General features: G+C 71.5%; 10 protein-coding genes. 5 read left to right on the top strand and 5 right to left on the bottom strand.

What is annotated here, in order from left to right; all coding sequences use genetic code 11:
* Nucleotides 1-131: 131 nt before the first annotated feature.
* The 3 genes from ACWD4G_RS09020 to ACWD4G_RS09010 form a co-directional block, all read right to left on the bottom strand.
* Nucleotides 132-698, bottom strand: coding sequence for a hypothetical protein (locus tag ACWD4G_RS09020; protein WP_451291659.1), 567 nt, complete (start codon nucleotides 696-698; stop codon nucleotides 132-134).
* A 151-nt stretch (nucleotides 699-849) separates the two neighbouring features.
* Nucleotides 850-1,788, bottom strand: coding sequence for a MurR/RpiR family transcriptional regulator (locus ACWD4G_RS09015; RefSeq protein WP_451291657.1), 939 nt, complete (start codon nucleotides 1,786-1,788; stop codon nucleotides 850-852).
* Nucleotides 1,785-3,458 (bottom strand): aromatic amino acid ammonia-lyase, encoded by a 1,674-nt coding sequence (locus tag ACWD4G_RS09010; protein ID WP_451291656.1) that lies wholly within the window; start codon nucleotides 3,456-3,458, stop codon nucleotides 1,785-1,787. The genes ACWD4G_RS09015 and ACWD4G_RS09010 overlap by 4 nt, the downstream gene beginning before the upstream one ends.
* Before the next feature lie 164 nt (nucleotides 3,459-3,622).
* Between ACWD4G_RS09010 and ACWD4G_RS09005 the strand changes: the two genes are divergently transcribed.
* A complete protein-coding gene (locus ACWD4G_RS09005) occupies nucleotides 3,623-4,048 on the top strand; it encodes a hypothetical protein (protein ID WP_451291717.1) in 426 nt (141 codons plus the stop codon).
* Nucleotides 4,049-4,532: 484 nt separating this feature from the next.
* Here ACWD4G_RS09005 and ACWD4G_RS09000 read toward each other — a convergent pair whose 3' ends face one another.
* Nucleotides 4,533-5,927 (bottom strand): cystathionine beta-synthase, encoded by a 1,395-nt coding sequence (locus ACWD4G_RS09000; RefSeq protein ID WP_451291654.1) that lies wholly within the window; start codon nucleotides 5,925-5,927, stop codon nucleotides 4,533-4,535.
* Between the two features lie 226 nt (nucleotides 5,928-6,153).
* Between ACWD4G_RS09000 and ACWD4G_RS08995 the strand changes: the two genes are divergently transcribed.
* From ACWD4G_RS08995 to ACWD4G_RS08985, 3 genes are all read left to right on the top strand, one after another.
* Nucleotides 6,154-7,248, top strand: coding sequence for an SGNH/GDSL hydrolase family protein (locus ACWD4G_RS08995; protein ID WP_451291652.1), 1,095 nt, complete (start codon nucleotides 6,154-6,156; stop codon nucleotides 7,246-7,248).
* A 429-nt stretch (nucleotides 7,249-7,677) separates the two neighbouring features.
* Nucleotides 7,678-8,898: an acetyl-CoA C-acetyltransferase gene (locus ACWD4G_RS08990; RefSeq protein WP_451291650.1), complete on the top strand. Its 1,221-nt coding sequence runs from the start codon at nucleotides 7,678-7,680 to the stop codon at nucleotides 8,896-8,898.
* Between the two features lie 308 nt (nucleotides 8,899-9,206).
* Nucleotides 9,207-9,989 carry a hypothetical protein gene (locus tag ACWD4G_RS08985; RefSeq protein WP_451291715.1) on the top strand — a complete coding sequence of 261 codons (783 nt, stop codon included), beginning with the start codon at nucleotides 9,207-9,209 and terminating at the stop codon, nucleotides 9,987-9,989.
* 185 nt (nucleotides 9,990-10,174) lie between these two features.
* Here ACWD4G_RS08985 and ACWD4G_RS08980 read toward each other — a convergent pair whose 3' ends face one another.
* Nucleotides 10,175-10,486 carry a hypothetical protein gene (locus tag ACWD4G_RS08980; RefSeq protein WP_451291648.1) on the bottom strand — a complete coding sequence of 104 codons (312 nt, stop codon included), beginning with the start codon at nucleotides 10,484-10,486 and terminating at the stop codon, nucleotides 10,175-10,177.
* A 103-nt stretch (nucleotides 10,487-10,589) separates the two neighbouring features.
* Here ACWD4G_RS08980 and ACWD4G_RS08975 point away from each other — a divergent pair, with 103 nt between their 5' ends.
* Nucleotides 10,590-10,820, top strand: coding sequence for a DUF4287 domain-containing protein (locus ACWD4G_RS08975; RefSeq protein WP_009338122.1), 231 nt, complete (start codon nucleotides 10,590-10,592; stop codon nucleotides 10,818-10,820).
* Nucleotides 10,821-10,899: the final 79 nt, after the last annotated feature.

The following is a 10,899-nucleotide window of genomic DNA, read 5'->3' as shown; positions in this document are numbered from 1 at the left end:
CATAGAGCCACCGAAGCGCGCTGAAAAAGCCGGGGCGCAGCCCCTTTTTCAGGGGCGCGGGGAACTGCGCGACCAGCCCCCCACCCACCCGCACTCGCCAGACCACACGTACCCCCCACCCCCTAGGCGCCCTACCGTCGGCCTCCCCCAGGCCCCGCATCGCCCGCTCCCACCCCCGTCACCCGAAACCCGGCCACCCTCTTGCCCGCGGCCCGACCACCCCGCCCCGACAACCAGTCGACGCGCACCCAGTACAACTGCCCTTCGCCCCGCTCACGCCGCCCCAGCCAACCGGCCCTGAGCCACAGCCCCACCCCGGCCCCCGCGAGGAGCATGCCGCCCGCCGCCGGGACGGCGAACGACGAACCCACCGCGACCAGGAACGCGAGCAAAAGCCACCAGCGGTGCCCCCGGCGCCAGTTCCGGAGGGTGACCGCACGGTCCTGGAGGACGTCGTACTTACCGGCCCGCGAGGCGCCCCGCGCCAACTCCCCGTACCGGCCCCGCCGTACGACCGCGACCACCGCCGCCGCGACGATGAACAGCACCGCCCCGCCGAGCACCCCGATCCGTCGCCCGGTCAGCCCGGACGGCAGCACACCCGCCCCGGCCGCGACCACACCGAACCACCACAACGGCGCCGCCCCGGCCCGCACCACGACGGCCACCCGAGCCAGCCCCTGCCCTCCGCGCGCCACGCTCCCGCCTCCCGCATCCCAAGCTGCACACCAGTGCCCGGCACGCTAACCAGCGAAGGTGAAACGCATCTGAGAAACGAACACCAGGACCGAAGAACCGAGGAACGGAAGCCGCCGACGCCCCCATCCTCAGGCTCCCCTCCCCCTACCCCTACTCGACGAACAGCCCTCTCGCCGCCGCCCTCGCGTCGAACTCCTCCAGACGCGCCTGGGCCTCCGGCAGGTCGTCGCACATCGCCTCCAGCAGCACCCGCCCCAGCAGCATCGGCGCACACACGGTGTCGAAGGCGAGCCCGGTACCGACGGCCGCGGGGAGGAGGAGGTCGGAGACCTTGGCGACGGGGGCGAACGCGGAGTCGGCGACGGTGACGACGACGAGGCCGGCGTCCTTGGCGTAGGCCAGCGCCTCGACGACCTCACGCGGATGCCGGGGCAGCGCGAAGCAGAGCAGCGCGGTCGCCCCGGCCCGTATGGCGGCGTCGATCCGGTCGTGGAGCATGCTCCCGCCCTCGTCGAACAGCCGAACGTCCGGATGGACCTTCGCCGCGAAGTACGAGAAGCCGTACGCCTGCGCCGCGGCGGCGCGCAGCCCGAGCACCGGCAGCGGCCTGGACGCCGCGAGCAACCGTCCCGCCCGCTCCACCGGCGCCGGATCGGCGAGCAGTTCCGCCAGGTGCCGCAGGTTCTCGATCTCGGCCTCGACGGCCTGCTGGTACTCGTTCAGGGCCGCGGTGGCCGTCACCGGTTCCGTGGGCGCGACCTCGCGCAGATGCCGGCGCAGCGCCGGGTAGCCGTCGAACCCGAGGGCCACCGCGAACCGTGTCACCGACGGCTGACTGACCCCGGCCAGCTCCGCGAGTTCCACACTCGACAGGAACGGCACCTCACCGGCCCGCCGCACCATGCTGTGCGCGATCCGCCGCTGCGTGGGCGTCAGCCGATGCCCTTCGAAGAGCGCCTGAAGCCGCGCGGCAGGACTGTCAGACCCACCCGACCTCCTGTCGACACCCCGCGCACGATCATCAGCACCGTCCGTGCCGCCGCACGTGTCGCCGTCCACGCTGCCGCCCATGCCGCCGTCCATGCTCATGACCCGCTCCCCGTCTTCCGCTTCCTCTGCCCGACCATCCCGGCGACCGTCTCGACACCCGTCCCGACGCCCGTCCCAGCACCTGCCCCGGCACCCGTCCAGACCACTGCCCCCGCGCCCACTGGCCGATCATCCTCCCCCTCACCGGCCCGGACATCCGCCCAGATCTCGGTGAACCGGTCCAGCAGCGCGGCCGCCGCGCTGACGTCCCCGGTCAACGGCCGGTCGGCGGTGTCCGCGTCGAGGGTCGCCTCGGCCAGCGCGAAGGCGCGGCCGACGGGCAGTTCCGGGTCCGGCCGCAGATCCCGCTGGCGCAACGCCCGTACCGCGGCGACGAGTTCACAGCCGACGACGAGACGGTACGCGCCGCACGCCCGCAGGGTCTGGCGGGCGGCGAGCGAGGCGAAGCTGGCCTGTTCCTCGACGCCCCGGGAGAGCACCGCGTGCCCGAGCGAGGCGGGCGCGGAGAAGGCCCGCAGCTCACCGAGGGCGGCCCCGGCGGCATACTCCAGGATCATCACGCCCGAGGAGGCGGGTTCGCAGTCGGCGAGGAAGGGCCGCAGCCGGGTGTAGCCGGGCTCGTTGAGACTGGACAGCCGGGACGTCGACAGCCTCGCCACCTGGGTCAGCGCCAGCCTGAAGTGGTCGAGGGCGAGGGCGAGTTGGGCCTGGTAGAAGCCGCCGTGGTGGTAGGCGGCCATGTCCTCGGCGCTGATCAGCGGGTTCTCGGCGGCCGAGTTGAGCTCGACCTCCAGTACGGCCTCCAGGGCGTCCGCCGCGTCCAGGGCGGGGCCGTGGATCTGGGGCAGACAGCGGAAACCGTACGGGTCCTGGAGGCGCCCGAGGGGCGGAGTGGGGCGCTCGGCGGCGCCGACCAGCGCGCGCATGCGCCGGGCCGCCTCGCGCGACCCCCGATGGGCGCGCGCGTCGTGCACGGGCGCCGCGTACGCCTCGTGCGAGCCGTCCACGGCGAGCAGCGAGAGCGCGGCGACGACCTGGGTGGCGCCGATGAGCCCCCGCAACTCGTGCAGCGCGAGCGCGGACTGCCCGAGCGTGAGGGCATTGCTGCTGATCAACGCGAGGGCGTCATTGTTGTCGAGCGCCTGCGGCTCGGGAACCCCAGCCCCTCCCGCTCCCGCTCCCGCTCCCGCTCCCCAAGGATGCTCCCCGGCCAGCGCCAGCCCCAGCTGGGCCAGTGCCGCGATGTCCCCGGTCCCGACCGACCCGAACTCGTTCACCACGGGGTGCGCCCCGCTCTCCAGGGCCTCGCAGAGCGCGGTGACGACCGTCGGCCGGAGCCCGGCACCGCCCGCGAGCAACTGGTTGGCCCGTACGGCGAGCATGGCGCGTACCTGCCGGGCGGGCAGTTCCTCCCCGATGGCACCGGCGTGACTGCGCAGCAGCCGCAGCCCGTGCTCGGCGGCGGCCTCGGTCGGCACGTCCTCGTTGCGGTTGGCGCCGACGCCGGTGGACCGGCCGTACACCCGCCCGGAGACCGCGATCCGCCGCGCCGCCTCCCACGACTCCTCGACCCGCCGCAGCGCCGCCCGCTCGGGCACGGGCCGCGCGCCCCCGTCGGCGAGCCGTACGACGTCGCCGACCCGGAGCCCGCCCCCGTCCAGTACGACGACGGCTGACTCGACCACGCCCACAACCTCGGGAAACGTCACGCGCGGCCTCCTCACCCACACCCTGCGGTCACCCAGTTATTCAGCTATCGAGAACTCTGCATGACCCTATGCAGACCAGGCAAGGGAGCACCGGTGCGAGGACAGGGGGGCTACCCCCAGTGCGCGGGCCCCCTCCGCTCCCTACCGTGAAGAGCATGACCGGAATGGACGCCCAAGATCCCGAGCTGAAGAAGGAACTCGCCGCCACCCTGCAGGCCCGCAGGGAGCTGGGCGACGACTACGAGTCCGCGCTCGTGGACTCGTTCCTGGAGAAGGTGGACCAGCGCATCGACAGCGCGGTCGACCGCCGCGTACGACGCCAGGTGGCCGAGCAGCAGATGGTGGTGGCGCGGGGCACCCGTTCCCCCGACAGGTCCACGGACACCTGGGGCGAGCGCTACGGCTTCGGCGTCGTCTCCCTGGTCGCGGCGATCCCCCTGTCAGCCATCGGCGGCGGCGTGGCCGACCTCCCCGGCCTCTTCGTCACCTGGGCGGGAATCGCCGTCGTGAACACCGCCTGGGCACTGCGCACATCCCCCCACCTGAACAGGCACAAGGACAAGCCCAAGGACTCCAACTGGTCCGAGTAGCCCGACTTTCAAGCCGAGCAGCCGGTCCGTCAAAGCGACGACGGCCGCACCCATCAATTGAGGAACCACGACGGCGAGCACCCGGTCCGCGAGAGCGGCGGCGGTTCAGCCGCAAAGGGAGAGCCTTGTGCGCGGGGACCGCCGCACCCCCGTGCGACGGGGGGCGGGACGACGGCGGTCCCCGCGAGGGACGCGGGCCGGGTCAGGGCCGGGCTTGCGCGTCCATGGCGTCCATGGAGGTCCGGGAGCCGCTCCGGAGGTCCTTGGCGCCGTTCGCTGCCGGCCGGAGCGGGGAGCCGCTCCCGCCCTGCCGACACCACTAATGTGCCGGACCCGTGTTAAGCGGGTGCTGCGCGGACGTGACGCGCTCGTACCACTTCCGCGAAGTCAAACCCGGAACTCACGCAAATCTTCAACAGAAGCGACGAATTGAAGCCGCTTCACCCCGCTTGCTCCTGATTCAACGACCGCGCCCCCTCGTGGCTTACGCCTGCGCCCCGCCGTTCGCCAGGAACGCCAGCAGATCCTGTCGGCTCACCACACCCGTCGGCTTGCCCTCGACCAGCACGATGGCCGCGTCCGCCGACCCCAGCACGGACATCAGGTCCCCCACCGGCTCACCGGACCCGACCTGCGGCAGCGGCGACGACATGTGCTTCTCCAGCGGGTCGTCCAGCGAGGCCCGCTGGGTGAACAGCGCGTCGAGCAGCTCCCGTTCGACGACCGACCCCACGACCTCGGCGGCCATGACGTCCGGGTGCCCGGCGCCGGGCTTCACGATCGGCATCTGGGAGACGCCGTACTCCCGCAGCACCTCGATCGCCTGTCCGACCGTCTCGTCGGGGTGCATATGGACGAGCGACGGAATGGCCCCGTGCTCCTTGTGGTCGAGCACGTCCCCGACCCGCGCGCTCGGCCCCTCGTCCTCCAGGAACCCGTAGTCCGCCATCCACTCGTCGTTGAAGATCTTCGACAGATATCCGCGCCCGCTGTCCGGCAGCAGGACGACCACGACGTCGTCCGGCCCGAGCCGCTCGGCGACGCGCAGCGCGGCCACGACGGCCATGCCGCAGGAGCCGCCCACCAGCAGCCCCTCCTCCTTGGCGAGCCGCCGGGTCATCTGGAAGGAGTCCTTGTCGGAGACGGCGACGATCTCGTCGGCGACGGTCCGGTCGTAGGCGGTGGGCCAGAAGTCCTCGCCGACGCCCTCCACGAGATACGGCCGCCCGGACCCGCCGGAGTACACGGACCCCTCGGGGTCGGCCCCGACGACCTGCACGCGCCCGTCGCTGACGTCCTTCAGATACCGCCCGGTCCCGGAGATGGTGCCGCCGGTGCCGACGCCCGCCACGAAGTGCGTGATCCGGCCCTCCGTCTGCTCCCACAGCTCGGGTCCGGTCGAGTGGTAGTGCGACTCGGGGTTGTGGGGGTTGGAGTACTGGTCCGGCTTCCAGGCGCCCGGCGTCTCACGCACCAGCCGGTCCGACACGTTGTAGTACGAGTCGGGGTGCTCGGGGTCGACGGCCGTAGGGCAGACGACGACCTCGGCGCCGTACGCGCGCAGCACATTGATCTTGTCGGTGCTGACCTTGTCGGGGCACACGAAGATGCACTTGTACCCCTTCTGCTGAGCGACGATCGCGAGGCCCACACCGGTGTTTCCGCTGGTGGGCTCGACGATGGTGCCGCCAGGCCTCAGCTCCCCGCTCTTCTCGGCGGCCTCGATCATGCGCAGGGCGATGCGGTCCTTCACGGAACCGCCCGGATTGAAGTACTCAACCTTGGCCAGAACGGTCGCCTGGATGCCCTCGGTCACGCTGTTGAGCCTCACCAGCGGGGTGTTGCCGACGAGGCTGATCATCGAGTCGTGGAATTGCACCGTTGTCTCCGGAGCTGCAAAAAGGGATGGTCGTGATGTTCCGCCAGCCTAAGCCCCGCTCCTCCTCATCTCCTCCCGTTCACACATCGTCTGGATTGGCCGAGGGCCGCTACGGGGCAAGGAGTGGTTGTACGGCTGGGGCCGCTGTCCGGAGCGCGCCGGTTCCACAGCGTGACATCGGGCGCGATCCGACGGACGGCCTTTCAAGAGGAGGTGACGGCGGCGCATGACGAGCATGTCGAGGGCCAGGGTGGCCCGGCGGATCGCGGCGGGCGCGGCGTACGGCGGTGGCGGCATCGGACTGGTCGGCGCGGCGGCCGTCGGCCTGCTGCTCGCCGAGGTACGCATGGCCAAGCGTCACGTGGGCAACGGCCACAGCCCGCATCCGCCGAGCGCGGAGGGCCTCTACGGCAGAACGTACGGCCACACGTACGGCCCCCGCCCGGACCGCCCGCTCACCCCGTACGACCATGTCTACGGCGCCCCCGACGACCCTCCGCTGCGTCTGGTCATGCTCGGCGACTCCACCGCCGCCGGCCAGGGCGTCCACCGGGCCCGGCAGACCCCGGGGGCCCTTCTCGCCTCAGGGCTCGCGGCGGTCGCGGAACGGCCGGTCGAGTTGCGCAATGTCGCGCAGCCCGGGGCCCAGTCCGACGACCTGGACCGCCAGGTCGCCCTGGTCCTTGAGGACCCGACCCAGGTCCCCGACATCTGCGTCATCATGATCGGCGCGAACGACGTCACCCACCGCATGCCCCCCACCCGCTCGGTCCGCCACCTCTCGGCGGCGGTACGGCGCCTGCGTACGGCGGGCGCCGAGGTGGTCGTGGGCACCTGTCCCGACCTGGGCACGATCGAGCCCGTCCAGCAGCCCCTGCGCTGGCTGGCCCGCCGTGCCTCCCGCCAGCTGGCGGCGGCCCAGACGATCGGCGTGGTGGAGCAGGGCGGCCGGACGGTCTCCCTCGGCGACCTCCTGGGTCCCGAGTTCGAGCAGAACCCCCGAGAACTCTTCGGCCCCGACAACTACCACCCCTCCGCCGAGGGCTACGCGACCGCGGCGATGGCCGTCCTCCCCTCGGTCTGCGCGTCCCTGGGCCTCTGGCCGGCCGAGGAGGAGCGGCCCGACCTCACCCGCCGCGAGGGTTTCCTGCCGGTGGCCCGCGCCGCCGCGGAGGCCGCGTCGGAGGCCGGCACGGAGGTCGCGGCCGCGATGCCGACGGGGCCGCGCGGGCCGTGGGCCCTGCTGAAGCGGCGCCGCCGGCGGCGGCTGCCGGCCACGGACCCCGCCCCCACGGAGGCGGCGGAGCGGTCCGCCCAATAGCTCGGGGGTGTATGTGGTGTGGCGTCTGCGGGTCCGTCGTGGTCGCTCGCGCAGTTCCCCGCGCCCCTGAAAAAGCGGGCTGCGCCCGGCTTTTTCTGCGGATGAAAGGCCGGGGCGCAGCCCCGCCTTTCAGGGGCGCGGGGAACTGCGCGACCAGCCCCCACCCACCCGCACCCGCCCCACCACCCACCCCCGGGGTCGAAGGGGCAGCGCCCCTGGGGATGGGAACGGGTAGGGGCGGCGGGGGCGAGAAAAGCAAGCGCTTAGTAAAATGCGGCGGGTGTCACACCCCAATCCCCGTGACCCAGCCCATACGGGCGGGTAACTTCCCCAGCAGCCCCGCCCGCGAGGGACCCCTCCCGCCCGTCGCCCGACCACCACCCCTCAACGAGGCGCTACGCGCCGCACCTTCTTGACTATGGAGCCGTGATGCCCGAAGCCGTGATCGTCTCAGCCGCCCGCTCCCCCATCGGCCGCGCCGGCAAGGGCTCGCTCAAGGACCTCCGCCCGGACGACCTGACCGCCACGATCGTGAGGGCGGCCCTGGACAAGATCCCGGAGCTGGACCCCAAGGACATCGACGACCTGATGCTCGGCTGCGGCCTCCCCGGCGGCGAGGCCGGTCACAACCTGGGCCGCATCGTCGCCGTACAGCTCGGCATGGACCACCTCCCGGGCTGCACCATCACCCGTTACTGCTCCTCCTCCCTCCAGACCTCCCGTATGGCCCTGCACGCCATCAAGGCCGGCGAGGGCGACGTCTTCATCTCGGCCGGCGTCGAGACGGTGTCCCGCATGATCAAGGGCAGCTCGGACGGTATGCCCGACACCCACAACCCCCTCTTCGCGGAGGCCGAGGCCCGCACGGAGGCGGTGGCGAAGTCGACCGGCGCGAGCTGGCACGACCCGCGCGAGGACGGTCTGCTCCCCGACCCGTACATCGCGATGGGCCAGACCGCCGAGAACCTGGCCCGCCAGTGGGGTGTGACCCGCCAGGACATGGACGAGTTCGGCGTCCGCTCGCAGAACCTCGCCGAAGAGGCCATCAAGAAGGGCTTCTGGGAGCGCGAGATCACCCCGGTGACGCTCCCCGACGGCACGGTCGTCAGCAAGGACGACGGTCCGCGCGCCGGCGTCACCCTGGAGGCCGTCCAGGCCCTGAAGCCGGTGTTCCGCGAGGACGGCCTGGTCACGGCGGGCAACTGCTGCCCCCTGAACGACGGCGCCGCGGCCCTGGTCATCATGTCCGACACCAAGGCCCGCGAACTCGGCCTGACCCCGCTCGCCCGGATCGTCTCCACCGGCGTCTCCGGCCTCTCCCCCGAGATCATGGGCTACGGCCCGGTGGAGGCCTCCAAGCAGGCCCTCTCCCGCGCCGGTCTGACCATCGACGACATCGACCTGGTCGAGATCAACGAGGCCTTCGCCGCCCAGGTGATCCCCTCGTACCGCGATCTGAACATCCCGCTGGACAAGCTGAACGTCAACGGCGGCGCCATCGCCGTGGGCCACCCCTTCGGCATGACGGGCGCCCGCATCACCACCACGCTGATCAACTCGCTCCAGTTCCACGACAAGCAGTTCGGCCTGGAGACGATGTGCGTCGGCGGCGGCCAGGGCATGGCGATGGTCATCGAACGCCTCAGCTGAGCCTTCCGGCCCTCACCGTCACAGGGTTCCGGGGCGTCACGGCCCCGGAACCCAGCGTGACCCTTTTCCCCGAAGAGCCCGGAACTCCGGACCTCTGGGTCGATTTGTGATCCAATCGCCCCCAGGATGTGACCTATCTCCCTCCACGGAGGGATCTGCGCAGCTCAGAGCCGTTTCAGCACCAAACATGGGCCCCAAATCGATGCCCGTTTCGTGACGTTACGCACTGACAGCTGGTTAGTCCGCCCTTCAAGCTGATGTAGGAAGTCGGGGGTCGACTTTGAACCGGGAGTACGTCAGTGAGCGCCATGCCGATCGCCTTGCTGCTCACCACGGCCGCCACCGCCGTCGTGGGCGTCGTCGTCCTGCGCACCCTCTCGGGGCTGCGCCGACAGGTCGCCGCACTCCATGCCGAGCTGGCCGAGAGCCGGAAGGCGGGTGCGCGGGCCGTGGTCCCGGCGGCCCGTCCGGCCGCCGACACGGAGGAGATACGCGCCGCCGTGGCCGAGGCGCTCGCCGAGGAGCGTGAGCGTGAGCTGGCCGAGGCCCGCGCCTTCTGGGCCGCCCAGGAGACCCGTGACGTCGCCGACGCGCCCTCGCTGCTGGGCCTGTCCGACAGTGATCTGTTCCTGCCCCGGCAGTCCGATTTCGCCGGTCTGGAGCACCTCGAACCGGTGACCGAGCCGAGCCTGGAGGGCGACGAGTTCGCCGGCGAGTCCGCGGAGCTGGCCGCGGCCCGCCGCCGCCACCCCTCCCACCCGGACTTCGTACCGGCGCAGTCCCCGGTCGTGGGCGACCACGAGCGTACGGTCGCCTGTCTGGAGGACCTGGCCGCCTCCCGCACCGAACTGGCCGACGTCCGCCCCGGCCCCCTCGGCACCCTCGACGTCTACGTCTTCGCCGACGGCACCACCCTCTGCATGACCCCCGGCCACCGCGAAACCGCCGACCGCCTCACCACGGCCCTCCACACCGGCGACACCCCCGTCCTCCTGGGCGGCTCAGGCATCTCCGGCGCCTACACCCTGACCTTCCAGTGCGGCGAGGACACGGTCTACATCCTGGCGGACAGGGTCATCGCGTCCCTGTAGGGGACGGTTCCGGTTGCGCTGTCGCGGGGGCCGAATCATTGGGCCGGGGCCGGATTGATCGGGCCGCAGGCCCGAAAAGGGGCGCGGGGCTGTATCGATTTGCGGCTCCGCCGCGTGGGCGCGACCAGCCACAACGAACCCGCACCCGCAAACAAACAACGCACCCCCGAGCTATTAGGCGCCCCTCACACCCCCGCCCTCTTCTGCGCCTCCTCCACCAACGCCACCGCCTCCACCAGCTCCCCCTCATCCACCAGCACCAACGCAAGATCGTTCCCGGCAACGGTCACCTGATCCGCCGCAGCGAACATCCCCGCATCCGGCATCTCCCGAACGGGAGCGTCCACCCCCTCCAACCGCTGCGCACGCAACGCCAACTCCCTGGCCAGCGCCAGCGCCTCCGCGGCGGCCCCCCGTTGCAGCCGGCTCTGCGGCGCGGCCCGCAACCGGTCGGCGAAATGATCCACGGCACGGGTCAACGGCGTCGTATCAAGCACGCCGCGAGAGTACGCGCCCGAACCGGACTGTTGCCAACAGGCCGCCACTCAGGCAACGTGACCTGAAGGACCGGCTTACATTCCCTTTCGTCCGGAGGCGCCGATGTCCCAAGTCTTCTCCGAGGAGACCCATCGCAATCTGCTCGCCCGCATCCCCCACTGCACCGGTCGTGAAGTCTCCGACTGGCTGCGCAAAGTCGATGAAGGCCCCGCTCTCTTCAACTTCGAGGAGAAGGTCAGCTGGCTCCGGCACGAGTACGACCTCGCGTACGGCCACGCCAAAGCGATCGTTCACGAGTACGACCTGAGGAGGGCCGCCAGGAAGCTCCGCTAGGGCAGCCGAAAAACTACGAAGGGCCCCCGAACCTGGTGGTTCGGGGGCCCTTCAACGATTACCGGAGCGCTGAGCAGCC

It is taken from the genome of Streptomyces sp. NPDC002643 (assembly GCF_053592555.1).
The sequence above is the reverse complement of the archived record's forward strand: the minus strand, read 5'-3'. Positions and strand labels throughout refer to the sequence as shown.

What these genes read in the sequence shown, in the direction of transcription:
- ACWD4G_RS09015 (WP_451291657.1), bottom strand. Translation starts at nt 1,788, where the DNA reads ATGAGCATGGACGGCGGCATGGGCGGCAGCGTGGACGGCGACACGTGC.
- ACWD4G_RS09005 (WP_451291717.1), top strand. Translation starts at nt 3,623, where the DNA reads ATGGACGCCCAAGATCCCGAGCTGAAGAAGGAACTCGCCGCCACCCTG.
- ACWD4G_RS08995 (WP_451291652.1), top strand. Translation starts at nt 6,154, where the DNA reads ATGACGAGCATGTCGAGGGCCAGGGTGGCCCGGCGGATCGCGGCGGGC.
- ACWD4G_RS08990 (WP_451291650.1), top strand. Translation starts at nt 7,678, where the DNA reads ATGCCCGAAGCCGTGATCGTCTCAGCCGCCCGCTCCCCCATCGGCCGC.
- ACWD4G_RS08985 (WP_451291715.1), top strand. Translation starts at nt 9,207, where the DNA reads ATGCCGATCGCCTTGCTGCTCACCACGGCCGCCACCGCCGTCGTGGGC.
- ACWD4G_RS08975 (WP_009338122.1), top strand. Translation starts at nt 10,590, where the DNA reads ATGTCCCAAGTCTTCTCCGAGGAGACCCATCGCAATCTGCTCGCCCGC.